This is a genomic window from Tolumonas lignilytica (assembly GCF_000527035.1).
Lineage (GTDB): Bacteria > Pseudomonadota > Gammaproteobacteria > Enterobacterales > Aeromonadaceae > Tolumonas > Tolumonas lignilytica.
Genome location: NZ_AZUK01000001.1, coordinates 3003987 through 3030935, shown reverse-complemented (window position 1 = coordinate 3030935; position 26949 = coordinate 3003987). Strand labels below are relative to the sequence as shown.

36 protein-coding genes and 1 tRNA gene are annotated in these 26949 nt (G+C 43.9%); 26 read left to right on the top strand and 11 right to left on the bottom strand.

The features are described 5' to 3' along the window. The first annotated feature begins 6 nt into the window (after positions 1–6). The 14 genes from H027_RS18845 (at position 7) to H027_RS0114095 (ending at position 8192) form a co-directional block, all read left to right on the top strand. The gene (locus tag H027_RS18845) at positions 7–207 is read left to right on the top strand and encodes a hypothetical protein (RefSeq protein WP_152536736.1); all 201 of its coding nucleotides are present in this window, start codon (positions 7–9) and stop codon (positions 205–207) included. Continuing rightward, positions 204–617, top strand: coding sequence for a hypothetical protein (locus H027_RS0114150; protein WP_152536735.1), 414 nt, complete (start codon positions 204–206; stop codon positions 615–617). The genes H027_RS18845 and H027_RS0114150 overlap by 4 nt, the downstream gene beginning before the upstream one ends. Next, complete coding sequence (locus H027_RS0114145) at positions 614–1525, top strand: YqaJ viral recombinase family nuclease (RefSeq protein WP_024873108.1); 912 nt, start codon at positions 614–616, stop codon at positions 1523–1525. The genes H027_RS0114150 and H027_RS0114145 overlap by 4 nt, the downstream gene beginning before the upstream one ends. A 43-nt stretch (positions 1526–1568) precedes the next feature. Beyond that, positions 1569–2579: a recombination protein RecT gene (recT, locus tag H027_RS0114140; RefSeq protein ID WP_024873107.1), complete on the top strand. Its 1011-nt coding sequence runs from the start codon at positions 1569–1571 to the stop codon at positions 2577–2579. 34 nt (positions 2580–2613) lie between these two features. Next, positions 2614–2841, top strand: coding sequence for a hypothetical protein (locus H027_RS0114135; RefSeq protein WP_024873106.1), 228 nt, complete (start codon positions 2614–2616; stop codon positions 2839–2841). A gap of 9 nt (positions 2842–2850) precedes the next feature. Then, entirely contained in the window at positions 2851–3969 is a 1119-nt protein-coding gene (locus H027_RS0114130) for a hypothetical protein (protein WP_024873105.1), read from the top strand. A 1-nt stretch (position 3970) separates the two neighbouring features. After that, positions 3971–4516 carry a phage N-6-adenine-methyltransferase gene (locus H027_RS17925; protein WP_051448996.1) on the top strand — a complete coding sequence of 182 codons (546 nt, stop codon included), beginning with the start codon at positions 3971–3973 and terminating at the stop codon, positions 4514–4516. Between the two features lie 57 nt (positions 4517–4573). Beyond that, positions 4574–4807, top strand: a complete 234-nt coding sequence (locus tag H027_RS0114120) for a hypothetical protein (protein WP_024873103.1) — start codon at positions 4574–4576, stop codon at positions 4805–4807. A gap of 1 nt (position 4808) precedes the next feature. Then, positions 4809–4997 (top strand): hypothetical protein, encoded by a 189-nt coding sequence (locus H027_RS0114115; protein WP_024873102.1) that lies wholly within the window; start codon positions 4809–4811, stop codon positions 4995–4997. Positions 4998–5072: 75 nt separating this feature from the next. Continuing rightward, positions 5073–5864 carry a DUF3850 domain-containing protein gene (locus H027_RS19010; RefSeq protein ID WP_202593446.1) on the top strand — a complete coding sequence of 264 codons (792 nt, stop codon included), beginning with the start codon at positions 5073–5075 and terminating at the stop codon, positions 5862–5864. A 170-nt stretch (positions 5865–6034) separates the two neighbouring features. Next, positions 6035–6277, top strand: coding sequence for a hypothetical protein (locus H027_RS0114105; RefSeq protein ID WP_024873100.1), 243 nt, complete (start codon positions 6035–6037; stop codon positions 6275–6277). After that, positions 6274–6750: a DUF551 domain-containing protein gene (locus H027_RS18460; protein ID WP_024873099.1), complete on the top strand. Its 477-nt coding sequence runs from the start codon at positions 6274–6276 to the stop codon at positions 6748–6750. Before H027_RS0114105 ends, H027_RS18460 begins: the two co-directional genes overlap by 4 nt. 60 nt (positions 6751–6810) lie before the next feature. Beyond that, positions 6811–7161 carry a hypothetical protein gene (locus H027_RS19170; protein ID WP_237657960.1) on the top strand — a complete coding sequence of 117 codons (351 nt, stop codon included), beginning with the start codon at positions 6811–6813 and terminating at the stop codon, positions 7159–7161. Continuing rightward, positions 7158–8192: a tyrosine-type recombinase/integrase gene (locus H027_RS0114095; protein ID WP_237657959.1), complete on the top strand. Its 1035-nt coding sequence runs from the start codon at positions 7158–7160 to the stop codon at positions 8190–8192. The genes H027_RS19170 and H027_RS0114095 overlap by 4 nt, the downstream gene beginning before the upstream one ends. Before the next feature lie 14 nt (positions 8193–8206). On the opposite strand, the gene H027_RS0114090 is transcribed toward H027_RS0114095, so the two are convergent. Then, positions 8207–8282: transfer RNA gene (locus tag H027_RS0114090), tRNA-Thr, on the bottom strand. A gap of 234 nt (positions 8283–8516) precedes the next feature. On the opposite strand from H027_RS0114090, the gene H027_RS0114085 reads away from it, so the two are divergent. Further along, the gene (locus H027_RS0114085) at positions 8517–9752 is read left to right on the top strand and encodes an iron-containing alcohol dehydrogenase (protein ID WP_024873097.1); all 1236 of its coding nucleotides are present in this window, start codon (positions 8517–8519) and stop codon (positions 9750–9752) included. A gap of 63 nt (positions 9753–9815) precedes the next feature. On the opposite strand, the gene cysB is transcribed toward H027_RS0114085, so the two are convergent. After that, entirely contained in the window at positions 9816–10790 is a 975-nt protein-coding gene (cysB, locus tag H027_RS0114080) for an HTH-type transcriptional regulator CysB (protein WP_024873096.1), read from the bottom strand. Positions 10791–11007: 217 nt separating this feature from the next. Between cysB and H027_RS0114075 the strand changes: the two genes are divergently transcribed. Then, positions 11008–11769, top strand: a complete 762-nt coding sequence (locus H027_RS0114075) for a hypothetical protein (protein WP_024873095.1) — start codon at positions 11008–11010, stop codon at positions 11767–11769. Positions 11770–11831: 62 nt separating this feature from the next. On the opposite strand, the gene H027_RS0114070 is transcribed toward H027_RS0114075, so the two are convergent. Next, entirely contained in the window at positions 11832–12095 is a 264-nt protein-coding gene (locus H027_RS0114070) for a helix-turn-helix domain-containing protein (protein WP_024873094.1), read from the bottom strand. 323 nt (positions 12096–12418) lie between these two features. Between H027_RS0114070 and ompA the strand changes: the two genes are divergently transcribed. From ompA to H027_RS19005, 6 genes are all read left to right on the top strand, one after another. Further along, positions 12419–13450 carry a porin OmpA gene (gene ompA / locus H027_RS0114065; RefSeq protein WP_024873093.1) on the top strand — a complete coding sequence of 344 codons (1032 nt, stop codon included), beginning with the start codon at positions 12419–12421 and terminating at the stop codon, positions 13448–13450. A gap of 78 nt (positions 13451–13528) precedes the next feature. Further along, positions 13529–13774 carry a YciN family protein gene (locus tag H027_RS0114060; protein ID WP_024873092.1) on the top strand — a complete coding sequence of 82 codons (246 nt, stop codon included), beginning with the start codon at positions 13529–13531 and terminating at the stop codon, positions 13772–13774. A 2-nt stretch (positions 13775–13776) separates the two neighbouring features. Next, positions 13777–14139, top strand: a complete 363-nt coding sequence (locus H027_RS0114055; protein WP_024873091.1) for a Spx/MgsR family RNA polymerase-binding regulatory protein — start codon at positions 13777–13779, stop codon at positions 14137–14139. Between the two features lie 9 nt (positions 14140–14148). Next, entirely contained in the window at positions 14149–15291 is a 1143-nt protein-coding gene (dapE, locus tag H027_RS0114050) for a succinyl-diaminopimelate desuccinylase (protein WP_024873090.1), read from the top strand. After that, positions 15284–15967 (top strand): M15 family metallopeptidase, encoded by a 684-nt coding sequence (locus H027_RS0114045; protein WP_038149298.1) that lies wholly within the window; start codon positions 15284–15286, stop codon positions 15965–15967. Before dapE ends, H027_RS0114045 begins: the two co-directional genes overlap by 8 nt. Then, positions 15964–16116 (top strand): hypothetical protein, encoded by a 153-nt coding sequence (locus H027_RS19005; protein ID WP_152536733.1) that lies wholly within the window; start codon positions 15964–15966, stop codon positions 16114–16116. The genes H027_RS0114045 and H027_RS19005 overlap by 4 nt, the downstream gene beginning before the upstream one ends. Positions 16117–16183: 67 nt before the next feature. On the opposite strand, the gene bamC is transcribed toward H027_RS19005, so the two are convergent. After that, positions 16184–17695, bottom strand: a complete 1512-nt coding sequence (bamC, locus tag H027_RS0114035) for an outer membrane protein assembly factor BamC (RefSeq protein WP_024873088.1) — start codon at positions 17693–17695, stop codon at positions 16184–16186. Position 17696: 1 nt separating this feature from the next. Continuing rightward, complete coding sequence (gene dapA / locus H027_RS0114030; RefSeq protein ID WP_024873087.1) at positions 17697–18575, bottom strand: 4-hydroxy-tetrahydrodipicolinate synthase; 879 nt, start codon at positions 18573–18575, stop codon at positions 17697–17699. A 165-nt stretch (positions 18576–18740) separates the two neighbouring features. Here dapA and bcp point away from each other — a divergent pair, with 165 nt between their 5' ends. Next, a complete protein-coding gene (bcp, locus tag H027_RS0114025; protein WP_024873086.1) occupies positions 18741–19208 on the top strand; it encodes a thioredoxin-dependent thiol peroxidase in 468 nt (155 codons plus the stop codon). Positions 19209–19263: 55 nt separating this feature from the next. On the opposite strand, the gene H027_RS0114020 is transcribed toward bcp, so the two are convergent. The 4 genes from H027_RS0114020 to H027_RS0114005 are packed head-to-tail and all read right to left on the bottom strand — an operon-like array spanning position 19264 to position 22281. Continuing rightward, positions 19264–20445 carry a hypothetical protein gene (locus H027_RS0114020; RefSeq protein WP_024873085.1) on the bottom strand — a complete coding sequence of 394 codons (1182 nt, stop codon included), beginning with the start codon at positions 20443–20445 and terminating at the stop codon, positions 19264–19266. 18 nt (positions 20446–20463) lie between these two features. After that, positions 20464–20835, bottom strand: a complete 372-nt coding sequence (locus H027_RS0114015) for a GtrA family protein (protein ID WP_024873084.1) — start codon at positions 20833–20835, stop codon at positions 20464–20466. Next, a complete protein-coding gene (locus H027_RS0114010) occupies positions 20832–21821 on the bottom strand; it encodes a glycosyltransferase family 2 protein (RefSeq protein WP_024873083.1) in 990 nt (329 codons plus the stop codon). The genes H027_RS0114015 and H027_RS0114010 overlap by 4 nt, the downstream gene beginning before the upstream one ends. Positions 21822–21828: 7 nt before the next feature. Further along, entirely contained in the window at positions 21829–22281 is a 453-nt protein-coding gene (locus H027_RS0114005; protein ID WP_152536732.1) for a hypothetical protein, read from the bottom strand. 311 nt (positions 22282–22592) lie between these two features. Here H027_RS0114005 and H027_RS0114000 point away from each other — a divergent pair, with 311 nt between their 5' ends. Beyond that, positions 22593–23093 (top strand): YfbU family protein, encoded by a 501-nt coding sequence (locus H027_RS0114000; RefSeq protein WP_024873081.1) that lies wholly within the window; start codon positions 22593–22595, stop codon positions 23091–23093. Positions 23094–23139: 46 nt separating this feature from the next. Here H027_RS0114000 and H027_RS0113995 read toward each other — a convergent pair whose 3' ends face one another. Next, the gene (locus tag H027_RS0113995; protein ID WP_024873080.1) at positions 23140–23589 is read right to left on the bottom strand and encodes a YeeE/YedE family protein; all 450 of its coding nucleotides are present in this window, start codon (positions 23587–23589) and stop codon (positions 23140–23142) included. 10 nt (positions 23590–23599) lie between these two features. After that, complete coding sequence (locus H027_RS0113990; protein WP_081741553.1) at positions 23600–23998, bottom strand: YeeE/YedE family protein; 399 nt, start codon at positions 23996–23998, stop codon at positions 23600–23602. Positions 23999–24328: 330 nt separating this feature from the next. Here H027_RS0113990 and sbcB point away from each other — a divergent pair, with 330 nt between their 5' ends. Together sbcB and folE are read left to right on the top strand one after the other, a co-directional pair. Then, a complete protein-coding gene (gene sbcB, locus H027_RS0113985) occupies positions 24329–25744 on the top strand; it encodes an exodeoxyribonuclease I (RefSeq protein WP_038149880.1) in 1416 nt (471 codons plus the stop codon). Positions 25745–26278: 534 nt separating this feature from the next. After that, positions 26279–26929 (top strand): GTP cyclohydrolase I FolE, encoded by a 651-nt coding sequence (gene folE / locus H027_RS0113980; RefSeq protein WP_024873077.1) that lies wholly within the window; start codon positions 26279–26281, stop codon positions 26927–26929. Positions 26930–26949 lie beyond the last annotated feature (20 nt).

Here is a 26949-nt window from a genome sequence, read left to right as displayed (position 1 = left end):
ATCACCATGCGCCTATTTTGTGCAACAACGAAGGCGGTAAGTAACGCATACCGCCATTTCATGCAACGCCGTCGCAACGCTCGAATTTTCCGCAACATGCAACGATCAGTCCCTACATTACGCAGCCAGCAGTTCGGCGTTATATCAGATCAAATCATCGAAACCGGCAATCATAAATCGATTATTCCGGCTAAGGTTGGTGCGTGATGCAATCAATAATGTCTCACCTAGATGTAAATCTCAGAAAGCACTTCGATGCGAATACTCTTTCCGCTGATGAATTCGCTTACCAACAAGGCAAAGAAGAACAGCACAACATCGCCATTCAGCAAGTTGCTGATGAAATCACAGCGGCAACGCTCAAAGGCAATTACTCAAAAATCGATCTCTACTCAATCCAAGAAATTCAGGCTGATACCGAGCTGTTCTGGGATAAAGAAGCTGAACTTCGTGAGGCTTGGTATCGCGGTGTGCGTGGTTCTGAGTTGGAACTAATGGTTGCCAAGTTGATGGGGGTAACCAATCAAATAGTTAGTTCAATCGCTTACGACGAAGCTCCGGCAGAACTGGAGCAACGCAACACTGACATGATCATATCAATGCGGGAGGCTTCATGAACGCACAAGTTGAATTAAATCAGGTTGGCGAATTAGATCGCTCACTTTACATTGGTGGTTCTGATGCTGCCGCCATTCTTGGTGTATCAAAGTGGCGCACCGCCCTTGATGTTTACATGGATAAAGTCAACGGCAAACAACCGGATGATCCATCCAAGGCAAAAATCTTTGCTCGCGGAAAACGCATGGAGCCGTACATCATCGACTTGTTCGCAGAAGAAACTGGATTGAATATTATTCGTCGTGGGTTCCGCTATCAAGATCCTGAATATCCGTTCTTGTGTGCTGAAATCGATGCCGAAGCGGAATCAGGCGAAAACATCGAAATCAAAACGGTTCATCCATTTGCTTCCAAAGATTGGGGGATCATGGATACCGATGACATCCCCGTCTATTACGCTGCACAGGCAATGCATGGGCTAATGGTTACTGGAAAACAGGTTTGTATCTTCGGTGCGATGATCGGAATGGATGATTTCAGAACATACCGGGTTGAGCGTGATGAAGATGTGATCCAGTTGCTCCGTCAGAAAGAAATCGCATTCTGGCACAACATGGAACAGCGCATACCACCCGAAGCGCAAACGCTGAGTGATGCAGAGCGACTATTCAAGAAAGACTCCGGCCTAGAGGTTGAGGCTGACGCTGAATCTCTCGAAGCAATCATGCAACTGAAAGAGCTAAAAGCTCAAGCCAAGCAGTTGGATGTTCAAATCGAAGCGGCGGAAACCAAGGTCAAGCTGGCAATGAAAGATGCCTCGGTCATCACCATGTCAGGCCAGCCGCTCATTACCTGGAAGAACCAAACGACCAACCGGTTCAGCACCAAAGAATTTCAAGCCGCTTACCCTGCCCTGTACGAACAATTCAAAAAGCCTTCTGAGTCTCGCGTCATGCGGATCAAGTAGTTCGTACACAACCGCAATTTAAACAAATTCAGGAATAACCTCTATGACATCAGCTACTAATGCGCTGAGAGCTGCCACTGGCGCAGCTCCGGCAACGCAACAACAACGGCCACAAACAATCGCGGGGTTGATGGCTGACCCAAAAATCAAACAGCAAATGGCGCTGGCACTGCCAAAGCACATGACAGCAGATCGCCTGGCTCGTATCGCTACCACTGAAATCCGCAGAACCCCAATGCTGGCCCGTTGTGACCAAACATCGTTTCTTGGTGCAATCATGCAATGTGCTCAGCTCGGTTTAGAGCCCGGTGGCGCGTTGGGTCACGCCTACCTTTTGCCATTCAATAACCGCAAAAAGAATTGCGTAGAAGTTCAGTTCATTGTCGGCTATCGCGGCATGATTGATTTGGCCCGCCGTTCTGGACAGATAGTCAGTCTATCTGCTCGAGCAGTTAACGAGAATGACGAATTTAGTTACGAATACGGACTGGATGAAAAACTCCACCACAAGCCATATGAAAAAGGCGATCCCGGACGATTAACTCATGTCTATGCCGTTGCGAAGCTGAAAGATGGTGGCGTTCAGTTTGAAGTGATGAGCATTGAGCAAGTAAATGCTGTTCGCGCTCAAAGCAAATCAAAGGATAACGGCCCGTGGGTTACTCACTTCGAAGAAATGGCAAAGAAAACCGTGATCCGCCGTTTGTTCAAATACCTGCCTGTGTCCATAGAGCTGCAAACTGCCGTTGCGCTGGATGAAAGAACGGACGCCGGGGTTAGCCAGGATAATAATCTGGTCGTTTCCGGTGAGTTTGACATTATTGATGACGGTTCGGGCGTGCCAACAGACGAGCCAATGACATACGACCAACCGCAGAGCGAAGAAATACCGCAGGCCGCAGCAGTTGATCCGATGCTTGAAGATGCTTGTGCAGCGGTGAGACGCGGGGAAATTGATGTTGCTCAAGACATCATGAACACTCTGAACCCGCAAGATAAGGTTGTGGTTCAAAACCTGATCAACTCTCGCAAATCCGACGACATACCCGTCTAACCCTAGCCCTTCGGGGCTTTAATCGGACACCACTATGCCAACGATAAGCGTAAATGTTGACGTTGATGTAGAGCTTGATGATATCGACACACAGGATCTGATTGATGAGTTGGAACGCCGTGGTCATCAATTAGGATTCAAAGAAAGTGACAACAATGAATTGCTCGAAAAGATTTACCAAGCTCTCGTATCCAATGACCAAATTCAGCCTATAGCCCTCTCTCGCGACCTCGTTTTTAACACGATTGGCAGCATCGTTTAGGACACCACTATGGAACCACAACTGACACCATGCGCGGCGATAACCCGCGCCTTTGCATCATCACGACAGCAATTACAGAACGCCCTGGACCACCTGAATAACCAAGAGCAATTCCTGCTCGATAATGCGGAGCAGTTTGAATCAACCAGTATTGATGACTATAACGCTGCGGTTGATTTGAATGAAAAACTAACCGCTGATATTGAACAAAGTCAGCGAGAAGTAAGCGCTTTAAAGATCGAGATACACAGCCTGAAAGAAGCTCAAATTGAGTTTGAAGGTCGGGCGCTGGATGCTGAAACTGCAGCATCCAAGGCAGAAACAAAGTCTGTTGCCGCAAAGCTGAGAGCCGACACTGCAGAGCGTGAACTTAAACGCCTGCGTGAGTTAAATCCAGATTCTCTTGCTCGTAGAAACAAAGAGAAAACCAAGCTGCTCGATGATCAGCGAAAAGCATTAACTGAGCTTAGAACCGCAAATATCGAGCATCGCAGGAATGAAGCGGAAAGCCAGCGCAAGATAGCTGCACTGGTTAAAGACGCTGAGCGCTATGACAGCGAAATACAGGCTTTGCAGCGACAGGATAAATACCGCGCACTGTATAACCTGCATCTGAACAAACACTTCTTTGCTGAGAATGATACTGATAAGAAAAACCCGTTTTTCATTTACGTTCTTCCGCACGGAATTACATCACTTGATACGCAAGTTCTGAAGCTGGAGTGGAAAATCTTTGTGATGTCTTCATTCGGAGAGGGCGTGATGGTAATGATGTCTGAATGGTGTTGCCCTGTCCTTCCGCCATGCGATTTCTCTCGGTCGCTATCAAAAGAAATCATCGACGCCATTATGGGTTTTGCAATGGATGCGTTATCAGAAACACACCAGCCGATACTGACCAGAGCAACATGGGCGCAATCAATAATTGTGCGTGATGTAGTGACAGAAAAGTTATCAGGCTTATTAGAACAAAACGGCATCCTCACGTTACACGACATCATGATCCACCAAGCATTCAAGCTATCAAAAATGAAAGGCATTGGCGATAAAACAGCGCAAGCCATCATGGAGTGCGCAAACAAGTACGTTTATGACAACTATCGCGTTAAGGAATGGGAGGCGGCATAGAATGGCTAACGATGAATGGAGAACGCCGAAACAAGTATTTAATGCGCTGGATGCTGAGTTTGAGTTTTGTGCTGATATGGCCAGCGATGATGATAACAATCTGCATGAGGTTTATTTCACGCAGGAAAGTGACTCACTGAATAATGACTGGCGCGAACTGATTATTGATGCGTATGGCTTCTCCAGTAAAACGGATTACGTCTGGTGTAACCCTCCGTACTCAGACCCAATGCCATGGGTTAAAAAAGCTATTGAGTCACAGATTAACGGGCTTGGGGTGGTGATGTTGTTGAATGCAGACACATCTGTAGGCTGGTTTAAAGAGGCATTTAAAGCAGTCTCTGAAATCCGATACATCATTGCAGATGAAAAAGAAACAGGCGGTTATGCAAGCGGGCGTCTTGCCTTCCTGAATGAGAAAAACGAACCAATATCAGGCAATAACAAGCCTCAATTTATCCTTGTGTTCAATCCATTCAAGATTGGTGCTCGCCACACCACATACATAGAAAAATCATCACTTTACACTAACCAATACCCCACTTAACCACAGAAACTGTTGATAACTCATCAGCAGCGGATTTCTATTGTCTGGAGTTAAATTATGGACTCCGCAAAACAAAACGCCCTTCGCGCAATTATACGGCAGATTAACACTGATATTGATGTTCAGCTTGCCGGAGTTGAACCGAAGGATCGTATTAAATCAAAACACATCGGTGTGATATTTAAAATATTCGACAAGCACAGAGAAACAATAAAGCTTCTCGGATTTAGTCACACTCAATTCCTTTATCAGATGAGTCTGATTAATGGCGTCATTAAAGAGAGAGATTAATATGCCTCATGAACTAACGAAAACAATCACAATGGCAGACCGGCAGGAAATGCAACCAGTAACTCACGAACCTCCAACGCTGGAATATTCGCTGGAGTGGTTAAAAACACAAGGTGAATGCGCTCAGGTGATTTTGAAGTTTATCGAATCGTTACAGAAAGAGAATAAAGCGCTATGGAATATGCAATAGCTTGCTATATCGCTTTCAATAGTAGCGCTTATTTATTAACGGCTTTTGTTGTAACTAAATTATCAGGAAGGTTTTATGAGTGAAGAAATTAAATATGAGCCGGTGTTTGGTCCTCAGGAGTTGTTTGATGGTGCCATGCCGGATGTTGTGTTCGTTTCGAAAAATGATGAAACTGGAGAAATGTTTCAATACACAAGCATCATCATCGCGCTGAGAGATTTGGTTCGATATCAAGGTTATGCTGATTTCATAGCGGCCATGCGCCGCATCATCAAAACGCCAGTATGGAATGCTGAAGATCAGAAGGCGGGGCGGTTGCCGGAGGTTGGCTGCGAAGCAAAGTGCAAGGACACCGGAAAAATACATGAAATCATACGCGTAAAAGGCGGAATGGTAACTTGGTGGGATAATGATTATGTGCGTGGTTTCAGTATGTTTGAGCCTGAGTTTATGAGCCGATTCTGTCCCATCGAAACCACAGCCGAAAAAGCGCAGCGGTTGGAGAATGAATGGGTTATTCAGCAATTAAACGCTGACATCCTGCCAATTTTAACAGAAAAGCAATGGCGAGAGCTTCATAGGTCAATGCGATCTGGCGAACTTAAAGCGCCAGGTGGAGTGATGCACCATGATTTAAAAACAGAATCTTGCTACTTCAGTGCTGTTTTAGATGGAAGAAAACGGTTTGCAATCAGATTTAATGATGATCGTGGATTTCAGGCTGGAGATACTTTCACAAAACATGAAATAGCAAAACATAACGGCATCGAAACTGGACGAACAATTAATGGCGTCATTACTTATGTAACCAATTATTTTCAGCGTGATGGATATGTTGTATTCGGATTTAAATTGGATGGTGAGTAATGAGCTTATTCCAGTGTGAAAACTGCGGGTGCGTTGAGAATACAGCTTTATCTTGCCAAGGGTTTTCTGGTTATCCAGAGCAATGGTTTGACTGGTCATATTCGCCAGAGTTGAAAGGAAAATTACTTTGCAGCGCATGTGGTCCTGCAAAGTTTTAAGAGGAGATTTAAATGAAAAACGGAAATAAACCAGCGGCACCAACGACCGGAGAAATAAGCAAAACCGATGAGGTTTGGTCTTATCAGGTTGGTGATAACGCGCGATTTCAGTTTACAGGACTAACTAAGCGAGAAATGTTCGCCATGCATTTTATGTCTGCGTCAATATCAACAGGAAATACATACAACGGGTTTATTGAAGATTCCATTTCATACGCCGATTCGTTGTTGGATAAATTGGAGTCCAGCAAATGACACAGCGCGAAGAGTTTGAAAAGTGGATGGTAAACGTAGCAAAAATAATCGTGGGTAGCACACATCCATATCCAGCAAGACTTGAGAGAGATTACTGGAAAGTATGGCAAGCAGCATATAGAGCTGGTCAGGCCGCATCATTCAGCCTGCCCGACCGCATGGATTATGAATTGCATGGCGACACCGTTATTGACTCACATCACAACACCTTTGCTGATGGGTATAACCAATGCCTGAGTGATGCGATTGCGATGAATGAGGAGTATGCAAATTCAGTGGTATCAGATGGGTGGATTCCGGTTAGTGAGCGGATGCCTGATGATTATTCTATGTCTATTTGTGTTGGCCATGGCGGTTATCAGTTTATATGCAGAAAAGAGCCTAACGGTTGGTTTAGATTCCCGCAAATGAAAAAGCTTGATGGCGTAACTCACTGGATGCCATTACCAGCAGCACCGGAACAGCCAGAATAACCGCACTACCCGCTACGCCCTCTAAACATCAAATCAAGTTAAATCAAATAAGGCCATCAAATGGACGAAGAAGTGTTCACTCTTCGTGAGGCCGCCGCATTCATGAAATTCGGTGAGCGTTTCACAAGGGGTTTAATCAAAGCCAGAAAATTGCTGGCATCTCAGACATCTAAAAATGGCGAATACCGCATTCTCAAATCAAGCTGCATTGATTGCATCAAGAACATGACACACAATGAAAGTGTTGGCGGGATTGATTGCAGCAACAAAACGGAGGTAACTAAAACATGGCAATCAACCTCAGGGGCAAAATGTGGCACTGTGACATCACAGCACCAGACGGTAGTAGAGTTAGGTGCTCGGCTGGCACAGAGGACAAAAGGCTCGCCCAGGAATACCACGATACTTTGAAGGCTCAGCTCTGGAGAACTCACCGGCTTGGTGAGGCTCCGGCTAAAACCTTTGATGAGGCGTGCCTGCGCTGGCTTAATGAAAAATCAGACAAAAAATCTATTGATGATGATAAAACGAGAATGGGTTTTTGGTTGCAGCACTTTAGTGGAAAATTGCTATCCAGTATCACTGAATTAGCAATAGCGGAAGCGATCAGCAAGCTCGAGAACAGAAAACACAGAGAGAACTGGGAAGCAATGCGCGATCGATTAATGCGCTTGAGAAAACCAGTGCCTAAGTTTGTTCCCAAGCCAGTAGCTGTGGCAACAAAAGCCTCATACCTGGCATTCATTCGTTCCCTACTGCGCATTGCAGCCAATGAATGGAAATGGCTGGATAGATTGCCGACAGTAAAAACGCCAAAGCTGAAAAATAAGCGAATCCGATGGATAACGCATGCAGAGGCAAATTTACTGATAAAAGGCCTTCCAGACTATCTAAAGCCGGTAGTTACTTTTGCACTCGCAACCGGGCTTCGCAAATCAAACATTGTTGATCTTGAGTGGTCGCAAATTGATATGCAGAGAAAGGTTTGCTGGATCTATCCAGAGGACGCCAAAGCGGGCAAGGCAATCGGCGTCGCTCTGAACGATACAGCTTGCGGAGTGCTACGAGAACAAATCGGAAAACATCATCAATTTGTGTTTGTTCGTGAAGTTAAATTTATCAAGTCAAAACGGAAGGAGCAAGTTTACAAAATTGGCGATTTCCGCAAGGCATTTGGCACAGCATGCGCCAATGCCGGAATTGATAATTTTCGATTTCACGATCTTAGGCACACATGGGCAAGCTGGCTGGTTCAAGCAGGAACACCGCTCTCTGCATTAAAAGAGATGGGCGGGTGGGAAACGCTGGATATGGTAATGCGATATGCGCATTTAGCGCCAAATCACTTGGCTGAACATGCCAAGCAGATAGATGGCATGCTCAATGCTAACGACACAAATTCGACACAGGACTTGTTTGCATCGTCGTTAAAACAGATGTAACTCATTGTTTTAATTGGTGCCGATGGTCGGAATTGAACTGACGACCTTCGCATTACGAATGCGCTGCTCTACCAACTGAGCTACACCGGCATTGGCAACAAGATGAAATTACCAAGAACGCTCTATTTCATCTGCCCTTGCATAACAGGTTAAAAATTATAGGCTTAGATGTCAATTATCTGACCGATAAATACCTCTGGCAAACACAAGTTGTTTTTGTGACCTCATACTAATTTCAGCGGCTTTCTAAAAAGCCAACCATTATAACCTGTTAATGTTACTGTATAAGCAGTATACATTCATACACATTTATCGAGGGACGATATGCTGAATTTTGAATATCAAAATCCAACCAAGATTTTATTTGGGAAAGGACAAATCGCCAAAATCAGTCATGAGATCCCTTCCGATGCCCGAACATTAATCGTTTATGGCGGGGGAAGTGTTATCGCTAATGGCACCATGGATTTGGTCAGAAAAGCATTGGTTGGACGCAAACTTTATGAGTTTGGGGGCATTGAACCAAACCCAGATTATGAAATTTTAATGCATGCAGTCGAGATGGTACAAAAAGAACGGATCAATTATCTGCTGGCTGTTGGCGGTGGCTCCGTCATCGATGGAGCTAAATTTATTTCAGTTGCTGTCGGTTGGGAATTGGGTGACCCATGGGAAATACTCAATAATCATGGCAAAGGCATTCGCAATGCGATCCCTTTTGGATGCGTCCTCACTCTTCCCGCCACAGGCTCTGAAATGAACCAGCATGCCGTCATCAGCAGGAAGAATCGGCAAGTTTCATTGCCCTCTGCTAGTGGTAGTTCTCAAGGGAATGCGGGCGCCATGTCCATGCAAAGCAGCATCGAAAGTGAAAAATTAACTTTTTCAAATAATAAAGTGTTTCCTCAATTTGCCGTGCTTGATCCCGTAGCTACTTTTTCTCTTCCCAAAAAACAAATCGCCAATGGTGTGGCTTCTGCATTCTGCCATGTTATAGAACAATATTTGACCTACCCGATAAAGGCTAACTTGCAAGATCGCTTTGCTGAAAGCATTTTATTAACGTTGCTTGACGATGGTATCAAGAGCTATCAGGAACCAGAAGATTACGATAGCAGAGCGAATCTAATGTGGTGTGCCACCATGGCATTGAATGGATTGATTGGTGCCGGCGTACCTCAAGACTGGAGCACGCATGCAATTGGACACGAATTAACGGCGTTATTTGATTTAGACCATGCACAAACATTGGCGATTGTATTGCCAGCAACCATGCATGTCCGCCGGGAAGAGAAAAAAGAAAAGCTATTGCAATATGCAGAAAGAATATGGGGAATACGTGGCGATGATCATGACGCCGTGATTCAACAAGCCATCCAGAAAACTGTCGAATTTTTTGAATCGCTTGGCTTAGCGACCAAACTATCCGATTACAATATTCATGCAGATCAGCTCCCGGAAGTTTCAGTGAAGTTACTAAAACACGGTATGACCGGAATTGGAGAAAGAGGCTCTGTTACCTTAGAGATCTGCGAGGAAATATTACGTACAGCATTGTAAATTTTAGTCAAAACAGAGAGTGAAGTTGAGCATGGCTTCACTCTTGCCGGACAACACTCCACGCTAATAAGTCGGTAAGTCCACATTGGAAAATAAGGCATCGACTTCATAAGGCGCTTTCATCGCTAACGCTCTATCAACCACTTCTCGCGTCAAATGAGGGGCAAAACGCTCTATAAAATCATACATATAGCTACGCAGAAATATACCTTTTCGGAAACAGATTTTTGTGGTGCTTGGTTGAAATAAATGGCTACCATCTATTAAAACCAAATCCTTGTCGATTTCTGCATCAATAGCCATAGTCGCGATGACGCCAACGCCCAGCCCTAATCTGACATAAGTTTTAATAACATCAGCATCAGTAGCGGTGAATACGATTTTCGGCACCAAACCTGCCCGGCTGAATGCAATATCCAATTCCGAACGCCCAGTAAATCCGAATGTATAAGTGACAAGTGGATATTTGGCTAACTCTTCAATAGACAATCGTTCACAGGATGCCAGCGGATGTTCTTTGGGCACAATGACACTACGATTCCAGTGATAGCATGGCAATGTGACTAAATCTTCGTAAAGATGCAGCGCTTCCGTCGCAATGGCAAAATCCGAAGTTCCTTTTGCTACAGATTCACTGATCTGCGAAGGCGACCCTTGGTGCATATGCAGAGACACCATAGGATAACGCTTGATAAATCCTTTAATCACCTCAGGCAATGCATAGCGAGCTTGAGTGTGAGTTGTTGATATATTCAAAGACCCTTGGTCAGGATTCGTATATTGACCAGCCACAGAACGAATTGACTCAACCTTAGCCAAGATTTCCTGTGCGATTTTAATGACTTCATGTCCAGCCGTTGTTACTTGTGTCAGATGTTTTCCGCTTCGTTCAAAGATCTGAATACCAAGTTCATCTTCCAGCATACGCACCTGTTTGCTTATACCAGGTTGTGACGTATACAAACTTTCTGCAGTGGCAGAAACATTCAGGCTATGATTTGCAACCTCAACGATATAACGTAATTGCTGAAGTTTCATAATATTCCAATGCTATTGATTTCTATCAGATAGTAGCAAAAAACTTCAAAAGTTCTTGCAAAAACATCCGATAAAAATGTAACTGATGTATAAACCAAACATTTTTCTGTAGAAATTAGACAATATTGCAATATCAACCATGCATAATCAGGACGATAAACATTAGAATGATAAATACATCAACCAACTACGCATTCCAATACTTGATGGAGCCGGTATGGTCTTAACTTTAGTGTTACTCGCAATCGGTGCCTTGTTGTTTCTTACGATTGCTTACAATATTTTTCAGCAACATAAGCAGAAACAAGAAATTGATCGCAGAGCTATTATTGCAAGACAGAAAGTCATCGTCGAAGAAGCAGAAGATATTTTGCTGAATGTCAACCGAATCCCATATAGCAAGACACTGATTTTATTACTGCAAACTCGTATTCTCGATGCACTGCGAATATTGCAACAAGCCACATCAAATTTAACTGCAATCTCTCAACGTATTGAAGATGTTGAAAATCAGATCAAATACGTAAAAGAACACTACAAAGGTGATGAAGGGCAATTCCGCCTGCCCGATTCTGATCGACAAGCAGTACAAATGTTACAAACTACTAAGAAACTGCGGGCAATTGTTCGACTAGAGCACAACAAAGGGAAAATAGACCCTCAGTCATTTGCTATAGAAGATCGGCGATTAGAACTGATGATGCTTAAAATAAACATTGCCAATCTTCTACAAAAAGCAATGGACGCCAGAATACAGCGTCAAATAGGTACCGCCAAACAGTTATTAACTAAAGGTATTAATGCATTAAGTCTTGTTCGGGACAAAGATGCCTACTTGATCGCCAGTGAAGAAGAAATGCGAGCGACACTTCGAGAAATTAACGAGCAGTTAGAAAAAGAATCACAAAAAGAACGAGAAGAAATTCAAGAAAAACAGGATGATTTGGATGTTCTGTTTCAGCCAAAGAAGAAGTGGTAAAACCTCGAAGCCAAAACAAAAAGAGCCAGTATCGACTGGCTCTTTTTCATTTATCTTTATTTTTACGCAACATATTCAGCAGGGCTGATTTGACCAATTTCAGGAGCAATCTTGTCTGATAACAGCCACAATGTGAATTTGTGTAACTGTTCCTGATGAGCCAACGCCACCAAAAACGCGCCACCAACCTCACGATATCCTAATTCATAGTTTTTCAGTGTAGTTGGTGGTACGCCCAGCAGTTCGGCAAATTTCGGACGGCTAAGCCCCATAGTTTCACGAATATGACGGATTTTTTGACCAACAGACACAGGAGCGAGACTCATATGTTTCCTCACGCATTTGCGAATATTCACTGTAACCAATAACAACTCTACTTTGGTGTTAAACAGCTTTATCCGGCTCCGGCTTATTATATTTTTATTATAGTCTGTATTTGCAGTATGCAAGAAAAGAGGCTCATATTAATCACTAAATATTACGACGTAAATAGCTGCCCCCCCGGCTAAAGACAAAGAACAAGTTAAATTTGTGCTATGCTTAACATTTCAACGAACAACACACTTGATCTTGCATAATTCATAAGCAGATGGATAATGGCGTCGTCTAACAATGTCGGGATTCTTCCGAGAATAATCTGGAGACAATCATGAAAAAAGCAGTGGTTTTATCAGTTATTGCAGGTTTAGTAGCTTCCGCAGTATCCGTATCAGCATTAGCCAATGATGCTGAAGGTGCATTTCTAGGTACTGGTATGGGTTGGAATAACTATTCTGACCTCGGTGGCTTAGGTACTGCTAACAAAAGCAGCACGCCCGCAGTTCATGTATTTGGTGGTTATACCTTCAACGAATATTTTGGCGTTGAAGAAGGTTACAACTGGCTGGGCAATGGCCGAGTAAATGGTCAGCGTTTTAAAGCTAACGGTTTAAACATTTCTGCTTTACCTCGCTACCCATTGACAGAAGACCTGTCACTGTTAGGTGAAGTAGGCGTGATGCTGTGGAATACAGATAACCAGGATCTGCAAGCTAAAGACCACGGTTATTCACCAGTGTTCGGTGCTGGTTTAGCGTATCGTGTTTCAGATCCAGTAGATCTGCAATTGCGTTACCGCTATATGAACGGTCTGGGCGATGCTCAAACCGGCGCATCAGACAGCAGCAACGTCATGTTCGATGTCGTGTATTACCCAACTCGTACTAGCACACCAGCACCAGTTGTAGCACCAGCGCCTGAACCAGTTGCTGCGCCTGCTCCTGCACCACAGCCAGTTGTAGAAACAAAAACATTTACTCTGACTTCAGATGTTCTGTTCGACTTCGGCAAATCAACACTGAAACCAGCTGGTGTTACCGCACTGTCTAAACTGTATAACCAGATCCAAACTCTGGAAATGAACGATAAAAATATCGTTGTTTATGGTTACACAGATCGTATCGGTTCTGCTGGCTACAACCTGAAACTGTCTCAGGACCGCGCTAAGAGCGTATCAAACTTCCTGACCTCTAAAGGTTTGTCAGCTACCCGCATTACTGCTGTTGGTCGTGGCAAAGCAGACCCAGTAAGCCCAGCAAGCTGCAACGCTGTCAAAGCGAAGAAAGCACTGATCGTGTGTCTGGCTCCAGATCGTCGCGTGAATGTTGAAGTAAAAGGCACTAAGAAAGTAACTGTTAAATAATTTTTCTTAGTGATGCTTATAAACAAAACCGCGCTTATGTGCGGTTTTGTTTCATATACGACTTAATAGAGGTTATATATGGATACAAAACAGCCCATCAACAAAGTAGCTCTCCTCGACATCGCCAATAATATCATGAAAGAACACGATGATTATTTGGCGGGAATGGAAGCAACAGACGTCAGTGAAAAGTCAGGTGTATTGATTTTTAAGGGTGAATATTTCCTTGATGAACAAGGGCTACCTACGCCAAAAACAACAGCCGTATTTAATGTATTCAAGGGGCTGGCTCACATTCTTTCACAACAATATACCCTGGAGTAGACGTGGCTGTGATCCTTTATGGCATTCGTAATTGTGATAGTGTGAAGAAAGCACAAAATTGGCTAAAGCAAAATAATATCACTTTTGAACTTGTTGATTTTAAACAAAACTCTCCCGAGAAGGCTTTGATCGCTCAATGGGTTGAACAGGTCGGTTGGGAAAAACTTCTCAACAAACAAAGTAAAACCTTCCGTGAATTAGCGCCTGAACACAAAGAGATCAACAACGCCGAACAGGCCGAAGTGTTGATGCATCAATATCCATTACTGATCAAACGCCCTGTATTAATCTCCGGGACACATATCATGGTCGGATTTTCTGAATCTGCGTATAACACACTAAAAAATTATCAGGTAAATGAATAAGGATTGTGCATGACCGACTCTCTCGTTTTGTCTCTTACCAAGGATTTGATCGCGCGACCATCTGTGACGCCAGCAGATGAAGGCTGCCAAACCATGATGGCCGAATTTCTGGCGCCATTGGGTTTTACAGTTGAACCAATGGTATTTCACGACACAACGAATCTGTGGGCAAGAAAAGGAAATTCAAACCCGGTTTTTTGTTTTGCAGGTCATACCGATGTAGTTCCTTCCGGCCCCGCAGAGAAATGGAACACGCCGCCTTTTGAACCAACGATTATAGATGGTATGTTGTACGGTCGTGGCACTGCCGACATGAAAGGCTCAATTGCTGCAATGATGGCCGCCGTAAAACGTTTTACCATTGATCACCCATTACACCAGGGTTCAATTGCCTTTCTCATCACCAGTGATGAAGAAGGGCCATTCATTAATGGCACCCCTAAAGTCATCGAGACACTCGAAGCACGCCAAGAAAAAATCACATGGTGTTTAGTTGGTGAACCCTCCTCGACACAACAAATTGGTGATGTTGTCAAAAATGGTCGTCGTGGTTCATTGACCGGAGATCTCACTGTATTCGGCATTCAAGGTCATGTGGCCTACCCTCATCTGGCTGAAAATCCAGTTCATTTAGCAAGCCCAGCTCTTGCTGAGCTTGCGTCCAAAAAATGGGATAACGGCAATGAATTTTTCCCAGCCACAAGTTTTCAGATTGCCAATATAAATGCCGGTACAGGCGCCTCAAACGTGATACCTGGTGAGTTGCATGTTCAATTTAATTTTCGATACAGCACAGAGTTAACTGACTCTCAGATAAAAGAGCAAGTCGAGGAAATACTTCAAAAGCACAATTTGCGCTATGAAATTAAATGGACATTAAGTGGTCAGCCATTCCTGACCGGTTCTGGAAAATTAGTCGAAGCAACCCAGCAAGCCATACAGGAAGTGACCGGTCGCACTACAGAATTATCCACCTCTGGTGGTACTTCTGATGGTCGTTTTATTGCACCAACGGGTGCACAAGTCATTGAGCTAGGTCCCATCAATGCCACCATTCATAAAGTAAATGAATGTGTGAATATTGATGATCTCGAAACCTTGAGTAATATCTACTATAAAATGATGCAAAAATTATTGGTTGATAATGATTAGACTGGAACTGGTTGGCCTTGATAGTTCTGCACTATGCCCTGTTGGTTCAGGGCATTTTTTGACTCTGAAAACTGCACATGCATTCCAACAGATGGCTCAAGCAGCACAAAATGAGGGGATCCCCATCGCTATCGCTTCCAGTTATCGTTCGTTTGACCGTCAGTCTCTGATATGGAATCGGAAATTCCGAGGGGAAGCACCGGTCTTCGACAGTAACAGCATAGCGATTAATAATTGGCACCAATTATCAGATGAAGCACGAATTTTTTTCATCTTGCGCTGGAGCGCCTTACCTGGTGCCAGCCGGCATCATTGGGGGACGGACTTAGACATATATGCCTCTTCCCTGCTACCGCCAGGTCAAAAGCTGCAGTTAATTTCTTCTGAATATGATGAAAAAGGTTATTTTGGAATATTGACCCAATGGCTGGATGAACACATGCATGAATTCGGTTTTTTTCGGCCATATGCCACAGATCAAGGAGGCGTAGCACCTGAACCTTGGCATATCAGTTACTATGAGGAAGCAGTACAATTCCAGGAATTACTCACAGTAGAAATGCTGGAAGAGTTATTCATTCGTAACCCAGTAGATGGTCAGAACACCATTCTTCAGTTACTTCCGACAATCTGGGAAAGATTCATTATCAATATTTTTGGGAAAAATAGCCTATGAGCCTTTGGTTGATTATTGGCATACCGCTTTTATTTTTACTTGGGCTTTTTTTGAATGGCATCAAAGACATGAAGCGACTAGAAAAACAATTGCCAAAATATAAAGATAAAATCAGAAATATCCCCAAAGATGAAGATAACGACGACTAGTAGTCCCTGCATCTAAAAGAAAAGGGGAAAGAAGTTATGCTCCTTTCCCCTTCTGTTTAATTATGTATTATTTCGATTGCAGCTTCTTGGCCAATGCATTGAAGACTTCATCTGCAGTTGCGACTGGAACAGTCTGACCGGTTGATGTTTTCAGCTTAATTCCCGTGCCTTTCGCCAACGGCGCCAACTCGAAAATATAAGTGCCTGAATTCAATCCATTATAGTTAGGAGCTAATGGTTTCCACGCGGCCAGAGCATCAAGCAGGCTTCCACCCGGTTCGGTGTAATCCACATTAATCTGATGTTCTATACTATCGGCTTGTTTGAGTTTCAACCCAATCTGAGCCAATACATCAGCAGACATTCGGTTAAATACCTGCTCTGCCGGCGCATCAGCAACCCACACACCATTGGCTTTTACCAGATGGATCGGTTGTTGTTCACTGGTAACTTCTGGATGTGCTGCTGCCACTTGTGATTCCTTGCCACTAACCACATTTGCAGGAACATCTGTGTATTTTTGTAGGCGTTGATACAGTTTTTCAACGGCTGAAACCAATACAGGTTTGTTGCCATCATCCAACAAGGTGATCGATGTTTCCTCACCACGGTCAGCTAATTGCAGACGGTATTTACCTGACGATAACGCCAGTCCATCCGTTTCCTTAGCGGGTTTCCAGAATGTTAATAGCTGCAGCATACTCACTGAAGAATCGCCTTCATAATTGAAAACAATCAGGCCCTGAGACTGAGCACTTTGTTCTACTGGTAAACCTGCTTTTGGCAACACGGTAAGCAGCCATTGCCATGTACTTGCAAAATTATTTTGTGCAACAATCGCTTTCGAGCCAGCACTGTCTGTTCCCAGTAAGAGCTGAATTGGACCATTTGAAGCAGTTGCATACTGGCTATGACTGTGTGTATCAGCATACTGGCTGACATTGTTCAGCAAACGCGTCGCATAACGCCGTTGTTCAAACACAGTCGGTGTAGCTTGGTCATCTGCTGGTCGCAACCATTTCACCATCAGACCGGCTCGATGTGTCGCCGGGTCATTTTTGATTTGAAACTGGAAATATTGCGCAGGTGCAGGTGGAATATCCTCTGCTTTTTCACCATCAAACGTCACGGCTACAGGCCCTGTTTCCAACGTCTTCTTGGCGTCGTCGCGATGGACTACGGCAATCTTGTTACTGGCAAGATAACCCGTCAACCATGACCATAAATCGTCATCTATATGTTGGTTCAAACTGCGAGCAGAAAACCACAATAGCAGAGTATTCCGATTGTTATCGGCCCGACTGCTCGATACAAAAGACATAATCTGTTCTGGTGGCCGCACATCGACATTTTCTGCCACTGCACCTTGTCTTGTTTCAACCGGTAGAACGTATTCTTGAGAATAGGAAGGGCTATGTAATGTGGCTGGCGTTTTTAGCTGCGGACGTAATACTGCAGATGTGTATGCAAACCCGTGGTTGGCTTGCCGTTTTTCAGCCTCGGAACTACAGGCAGATAATACACACAGGCACAACGCACTATAAGACAACAGGGACAATTTCATTTTATCATTTTGCACGCTAGATTAACTCCGCTTTCACAAGTGCCGCTTCAACTATTGCCTGTGCCGGAACAGACAGCAATGTTAATGGTAAGCGTAAATCGGCATTTTTAATTAGCCCCATTCTGGCAGCCGCCCACTTTACTGGAATTGGATTAGATTCAATAAATAAATCACGATGTAAAAACCGTAATGAGTCATCAATCTCGCAGGCTAACTCTCGCTCTCCTGCTAATGCTAAAGCACTCATTCGACTCATCAGTTTGGCTGCCACATTCGCTGTTACAGAAATGACGCCATTACCACCTTGTAGCATGAATTCACATGCGGAGAGATCGTCCCCACTGTACAAAGCGAAGTCCTCTCCGCATAACAATCGAAGCTGGCTTATCCGCGATAAATCACCAGTCGCCTCTTTTATACCACAAATACCAAAATTTCCGGCTAATCTTGCCACCGTCTCGGGCTTTAAGTCACACGCCGTACGACCCGGAACATTGTACAGAATCTGAGGCAACTCACTATATTCACCGATTGCAGCAAAGTGCTGATACAAACCTTCCTGCGTAGGTTTATTATAATACGGTGTTACAGAAAGACCTGCAGTCACACCCAACTGGCAAATCCGCTTAGCCACCTGTTTAGCATGTGCAGTGTTGTTTGAACCACAACCTGCGATAATAGGAATTCGACCTGCGGCAAGCTCTAGTGTCCGTTCAAGAAGAATAAACAATTCATCGTCGGTCAGTGTGACTGACTCGCCGGTCGTTCCGGCAACAACCAAGCCATTAGTTCCTGACTGAATGTGATATTCAATTAACAGCTCTAACGCCTTCCAATCCACAGAGCCAGAACTGTTCATGGGTGTGATCAGAGCAACAAGACTACCGGTTAACATAAAAGACGCAGACTCCTTTTTGAGGGCAGCTAATGGTACGGCGGCCTATAGTCAAAAACAAGGTTAAACGCCGGTCCGATTATAAAATGCTGATCTGTCTTCGCTTATATAGCGTATTGTTATCACAATGCATTTATCCCCTAAACAACTTTAGAGATTATCGCAATGGAAAGATTATCTATCGGAACGACAGCCCCAGATTTTGAACTGCCTAACCAAAATGGTTCCATGATTAAACTAAGCTCATTTCATGGGAAAAAAGTGTTGGTCTATTTTTACCCCAAAGCCATGACCCCAGGTTGTACAACCCAAGCCTGTAGTTTACGTGATAGCAAAAACGAATTAGACCAGAGAAATGTAGTGGTATTGGGGATCAGCCCGGACAATTCTAGCCGACTGAAAAAATTTGAAATCCGTGATGAACTTAATTTCACATTGCTTGCGGATGAAACACATCAGATAGCGGATGCCTTCGGTGTGTGGGGGCCGAAAAAATTCATGGGTAAAGAATACGACGGCATCCATCGGATCAGTTTCCTGATTGATGAAAATGGTGTGATTGAACATGTATTCGATAATTTTAAAACCAGTAACCATCATCAGGTTGTGATTGATTACCTCGATTCTCTCTAATGAAAAAGGCCGGATGTGATGATCCGGCCTTCTTTTATTAGCAAATCAATACGAACTACACTGTAAAGAACTTCGCATTAACCCAGGCAATAACAAAATAGCTGGACAGTAATGCTGAAATAACTAACAAGGCAGGTCTTAGATTAGGTCGATTACGGGCAATCATGACGATAGCCAGCGACGTCGGATATAGGCCAAACAGATAGCGCGGTATTGCATTTGTACCTGTCACCAGAGGGACAAATGTACAAATCAGCATAAAGAGCGCTTCGGCATATCGTTTTTGCTTGAATAGATAGATATTCAACGCCCATCCGATCACAATCATGATCGACAAATAAATCTTTCTTCCCCCGGTTTCAAATCCAGCAATCCAATATTCAAAAGGATTATCAAACAAGCGCCCCCAGGCAAGTTGTATGTTTTTGAAAGCAAATGCATCACCAACATGGTAATACATGTAAAACATATAACAGAACATCACTAATGGAATACACCAGATCGCTAAAATCACCCGACAGCTACGTCCGCTAAACTTGAGAAATTCCCGCCAGCCATACGCCTGCAAAGCAAGAATTATGACTGAAAAAACAATCATGACACCGAGATTGCGCGCGGCGGTCATCACCATCCCAGCAACAGCGACCCAGAACCATTCATGTCGGTAAGAGAACAGAAATACCGCCATGGTTAAAGCCATGAATAAAGACTCTGTATACGGCGCGATGAAATAGACCGTGTATGGAGAGAAGGCCAGCATCCAGACCCCAAACCGGGCAACATCCAGTTCCTGCCCCAACTGTCTTAAACATAAGAAGAATAGCGGCAACATGGCAAATGACGAGATATTGGCAATCACGTAAAAGCCGTATAAAGACGGTACGCCCAGTAACTCCCCGATGTAATGTCCTAAAATAGGAAATAAAGGAAAGAATGCCCAGTTGGCTGCATGGCCTGTCGTTAAGCCATGAGGATAAGTGTCGTAACCAATATCGGCGATGCTTTTAAACCAAGCACAATCGAACTGACAGAACACATTCCATACATCCGTTTCAATGGAATTTAAGAAAGTGACCTGACCGATCTGATCTGTCTCAACGTTATAGTGCATCGCCCCAAAATAACCGATTGCATAGAATATGATTCGGCTTAGCAAAAACGCCAGTGCAATAATGCCCCAATCTTTTCTGCTAATATGCAACGGTGTATAAATCACATTGACTTTATCTACTTGCACACTCTACTCCATAGTCAATCAGGCAAATACCCAGATCCGCGACAACACATAGGTCAGGATTGTTACCGATAATGTTGCGATAACAATGGGTAACATTCCGGATAATCCGATCCACAACAAGCCGGATAGCAACACATTTCTCACCGCCAGTGAAAATAGTGCCACCACTAAAAAGTTGCTGATCTTGCCATGCGACTGAAATGTCACATAGCGATGACCGAAGAATGAAACCCAGAATGCAACAAAGAAACCTAATGAGGTCACAATGTGTTCAGATAAAGTCGGCCATAAAAACAGACATAACTTTGCTGTTGCCAAGTCAACAAGGGTTGCTCCGCCCCCCACGATCCCGAAGCGGAACAAACGCCAGAATTCAGCTTGAGTGATCATGCCTGTTTATCTTCTTTAATTTCATTGTTTGTCTGATGAGCGTACTGACCGTACACACCTTCTATCAGGAACACTGGGCGCTGTTTAACTTCTAGGAACATACGGCCAATATATTCACCCATGATACCGATGGACAGCAATTGCATGCCCCCCAGGAATAAAATCACACACATCAGTGATGCATAACCCGGGCTGTCAATACCAAAGAAAATCACCTTGAGAATGATAACCATCATGTACAGAAAGCTGATACCCGCAACTGCAGCACCGATATAGCTCCAAACCCGAAGTGGCCAGCTAGAAAAGCTGAACAAACCATCCAGAGCAAAGTTCCATAACTTCCAATAATTGAATTTAGTGGTTCCTGCTGCCCGTTCAGGACGTGCATAAGGCACACCGATAGAACGGAAACCCGCCCAGGCAAATAACCCTTTCATGAAGCGGTTACGCTCTGGTAACTGATTGATTGCTTCAACAACACGGCGATCCATCAGACGAAAATCGCCTGCATTTTCTGGGATCTTTGTTGTTGTCGACACCGCATTAAAGAATCGATAAAAACCACCGGCCGTTAATCGTTTCATCGCTGTATCGGCATTGCGATCGGTACGAACCCCATAAACGGTGTCATACCCTTCTTCTTGCCATAAGCGAACAAATTCCAGAACTAAAGCAGGCGGATCTTGTAAATCGACATCCATCGGGACAATCGCATCGCCACGCGCATGCGCCAAACCCGCCGTCATGGCAGCTTCTTTACCAAAATTACGCGCCAGATTAATTAACGTTACGCGACTATCTCGCTCAATTGCCTTTTCAACCACATCGCGAGTTTTGTCCCGGCTACCATCATTTACAAAAACGATTTGCAACTGATCTTTTAATGGTGCCAATTCCTTGTCGATAGTTTCAATAAAAGTATCGATGCTCTCTTCTTCGTTATAAACAGGAACAACCAAGGAAACGGTAAATGATTTATTACTCATAATGACCTCATCCCGCATGGGATAATTTAAATGTCTTGAACTTAATAGAATGATTGCTCTGTAATGACAGATAGTTGGCTTCTGTCGGATCGGCAATAAATAAACCAGCAGGTAATGTTATTACAAATTGCTGAGAACCTGCCTTATCAAATTTCACTGTCTGAGACCATGTTTTACCCACACTAATGGTTAAATCTGTCTTCGCCTCTTGGGTTGTTAACGTGCCTTCAAACTTCAGCACGCCGGGTTCACGATGTAACGTAAAATATAAACCGCCTTTTCCTGAAAACGGCGAGCCTGAGCCATCTACTTCAGGAATATCCCAACCTTCCCGGGAAAGATAAGGACAGCGTTCACGTTCATTGGTCAAATCCATCAATGAGCCCGGTATGTAGGCCAAGGTTTGGTTTCGATCCCAAATATGTGTTTTCTTATCCAGATAGTACATACGGTAGGCCATAGACACATCCGGATGTTTTGCCAGATAAAGGACATATAAATAAAAAGCGCTCAGAGCAAGAAACGCCAGTATAAAGAGAAATTTAAAGCTACGAGTCATAATGCGGCAGACCTCATTATTGTTTGCGCCAATCCTAATTCAGAACACAGAGAAACAACAGAGAGTGACAGCTTGATCACATAAAAATATATCTATTTAGATAACTTGACACTCGCTGCAACCGTTTTCACCTGCTTTTTGATATAGATAAAGGAATACAACTCGATATTACTTATACACTAAATACATCTATTACCAGCAGGATTGCACCTATGAACATGAACCATGCACAGCGACTTATCCTCAGTAATCAATACGAGATCCTGAGTAAGTTGAATCCGGAAAAAGCGGATTATTATCATCGCTGCAAGACCATTGTAGAACGTGGCTATTGTTTGCAGATGCTGGAGTTAGAAAAAGAATTCGGCCATCTGACTGAAGAAACATGCCGAGAAGTTATCGCAACACTGGAAATGCATCACGCATTAAAAGTGTCTTATGAAAATCTAAGTGCAGAAGACCAAGCGCAATTAGCCCCCTCTCGACTTGAATTCATTGGCTATGCTCGGGGATATGAAAAAGAGCTGGCCGATTATGTCTGCTATTTGCTGGATGTGGAAAAACGTTTTCCAGATCTGGGGAAATGTTGTGCCGCACTGAATTCCGAGATCGCCATGCACGACAAATATCAGCGGATGTTAGCTGAATGGCAGGAATGTCCTCGACAATATAAACTCTCTATCCAGGAAATTCGTAATATCGTGACTGCCTGATAAGGTTTGACAGCCAGACACGCTCATGGGGTGTCTGGCTAAACTACTATTCTGATGCTGCCACCAACACAGCAGCTTGGTTCAATGATGCTTTCCTTTGCTGCCATTTGCCCGCAACCCACATACCAGCAGACATTGCCATGATAAAGCCCAAAACAGGCCATCCGGCTAAAATGGACATCGCTATAGCTGGCCCGGGGCAAATACCCGCCAGACCCCAGCCGGCACCGAAAATTAAAGCGCCCACGATCAACTCTGGATCCAGTGTTTTTTTGGTCGGTAACTGAATGGTTTTACCGCTGAGCGCGGTTTTACGATTCTTAATCAAAAAATGATAGCCTGGTGTAAAGACGCATAATGCCCCTCCCATGACCAACATCAGAGACGCATCCCAATTCCCTGTAATGTTCAGGAAACCAATCACTTTATCGGGCTGCATCATCCCAGATAATGCCAAGCCAAAGCCAAACAGTGCACCCGCTAATAGAGCAATCACATCAAACCTCTCAGTGAAAAAAAGCAACCATCACCATGCCTGAAATCATAAACAGCACAGTGGCAACTATTGACCGGATCGAAAAGCGACCGATACCACAAATACCATGCCCACTGGTACAACCATTGGCTAAACGCGAACCCAATCCGACCAGTAAACCCGCGATGATCAACGACGGCGAAAATTGGAGTTGGGAGATATGCAGATGTAATAAATAAACGGCAATACATGCCCCAGCGACAGTACCAACCAGAAATAATGCTTGCCAGCGTTGTGCACCAGCAAAGAGGAAACCAGCGATAATACCACTGTAACCAGCGATGCGGCCTTTACCTAGTAACAGCAGCAATGCTGCCAAACCAATCAGAAGTCCCCCGCCCAATGCGCTCCACGGTGTAAAATTATGCATCATTAAACCCACACTAAATTAGATAGTACTAATTTATTTCAACACACTATGAATTTCAACGGAATTTGTGTTCAACGGAAGTCTGACAGGTTCCCTAGAGAAAAGAATTATCGTAATAAAATTGAGCACACGAATGAATACCAGAACTTAATCACACTTTTCGTGCAAATAAACTGAACTTTTTGTATCGATTGCACTCTAACTTAATGCCACTGCAATTAAACATTGAGTCTTCGCCCAGTCAGCGTCAAAGTTGACTGGGTTTTTTTATTTTCTGATTTCATACAGAATAATGTTATTACACGATTTTTAGCCACAAATGGTGCTATTTTGAAAGCAAGCATTGAAAACACCTATGTATTTCACGATTACGAGACTTTTGGAACTGATCCGGCTCGAGATCGTCCAGCACAATTTGCGAGTATTCGCACAGACAGTGATTTTAATATTTGTGGCGAACCGGTTGTCATCTACTGTCAGGTATCTCCCGACTATCTCCCGGCACCGGAAGCTTGCTTAATTACCGGCATTACGCCCCAAATCGCAAATCAAAATGGATTATGCGAGGCTGATTTTTTCAGAGCCATTCATCAGCAGTTTTCACAGCCAGCCACTTGCATACTGGGTTATAACAACATCCGGTTTGATGATGAATTTACCCGTTATGGCTTTTATCGGAACTTTCTGGATCCTTATGCTTACAGCTGGCAACAAGGCAATTCACGCTGGGATCTTCTGGATGTTGTGCGTGCCTTTTATGCGCTGCGTCCTGAAGGTATGAACTGGGTTTATGATGCCGAAGGAAAACCCTCGTTCAGGTTAGAAAAACTTTCGATAGCCAACGGCATTCAACACGAAAACGCACACGATGCCATGTCCGATGTCTATGCCACTATCGGTATGGCCAAATGCATGAAGCAGGCACAACCCCGGCTATTTGAGTATTTATCCACTCACCGCAATAAAAATAAGCTCAAAACCCTGATCGACATCATCAACATCAAACCTCTGGTGCATGTATCAGGCATGTTTCCAGCCGAACAAGGCTGCGTCAGTTGGATTGCGCCTATGGCATGGCATCCAACCAATAACAATGCAGTGATTGTTATCGATCTCAATAAAGATCTGACGCCGTTACTGACTCTCGATGCATCAGAATTACGTGAACGTCTTTATACAAAATTAAGTGACATTCCAGATGGTATTCCTGTTCCCGTCAAACTGGTTCATATCAATAAATGCCCAATCCTTGCACCAGCCGGTAGTCTGAGTGAAGAGCGGGCTCAGCAACTCGGGATCAACAAAGACCGTTGTATGCAAAACTTGCAGGTCATACGTCTTAACCCGCAGATCAGAGAAAAACTGGCAGAGCTATTTACTGATGAATATATTCCGCCAGCCAATCAAGATCCGGAACAGATGCTATATCAAGGTTTTTTCTCGGAAGCAGATCGCGCGGCCATAGAACTTATTCAACAGGCCTCTGCCGAACAACTTTCGGCCAGCCAATATCAGTTTCATGATCCGCGGTTGCATACCCTTTTATTCCGCTATCGCGCCCGGAATTATCCGCATACCCTCTCCTCTCGAGAGCAGCAGAAATGGCAACTATTCTGTAGTGATGCATTGAACCGACAAGCGGAACCTTATTTACTGCGGCTGGAACAGCTTTTGGAAGGACAATCTCAAGGTTCTAAGGGTTGGAATATCATTAAAGCACTGGCCCTGTATTTACAAGGTAAATAGCAGGCAAAAAAAAGGTCAACTACAATGTAGTTGACCGAACTTCAGCTTTTGCTGAAGAGAGCACGGGATAAAACTGGTTTACGCTTTTATATATGAAAATGCCGTGCCAACTTTTTATATGCTTAGGAAAAAATAATAAAGATACAAAAAATAGGCTTTTTATGCCAAAAAACCCAAAAACACACTCAATAGAGTCTCTTTTTCACGAATTCACTATGACACAGGATACCGAATTCACTTTGCAAATTGCGCATATTTGCAATTTGCAAATGAATCCATCCCCGAATTGCATTTTTGCAAATCACAAATGAATCGACTCATGATTCTGAATAGCTGATTTGTTTCTCCTGATTATTCCATACAAAAATTTTAATTCTGATAAATCTACAACCAACTGTTATACGTACGTTAACGTTATGTTTAGCTTATGTATGTAAGGCCCATTTCCTTTGGGATGTGTATAATAAGGCTAATGACCCAACTAGCGTCGGAACAGACAGGCCGCAGTAATCCGATGCAGGAGATTGATAAATAATGACACAACTAAGCAAAGAAGCCGTAATTGTTCGTTCTGCTCTGGAAGCAAAAGGGCTGGAAACACCGATGTTGCATACATCTCATTCTGCCCATGACAAAAAGCAGCAGATCGAACAACATATGACCTCCATTATGACATTGCTTGGTCTTGATCTGGCGGATGACAGCCTGGCGGAAACGCCACATCGTATCGCCAAAATGTATGTTGATGAGCTATTTTCCGGATTGGATTACAGCACGTTCCCGAAAATTACTCTCATCGAAAATAAGATGGGAACGGATGAAATGATCAAAGTTCAGGATATTGGTGTGACCAGTACCTGCGAACATCATTTTGTAACCATTGATGGCAAAGCCACTGTCGCTTACATCCCCAAAGATAAAATCATCGGCTTATCTAAGATCAACCGGATTGTAAATTTCTTTGCGAAACGGCCTCAGGTGCAAGAACGGCTGACGCAGCAGATCCTGGTTGCGTTACAGGTTTTACTCGGCACTGACAACGTCGCTATCACGATGACCGCAGTGCATTACTGTGTGAAATCCCGCGGTATCATGGATGCATCAAGCCAAACCACGACGACAGCATTAGGTGGCGTATTTAAAAGCAGTGCGGCTACGCGGCACGAGTTTCTTAGCCGAGCTTAAGTCATAGGAACCACCACTCT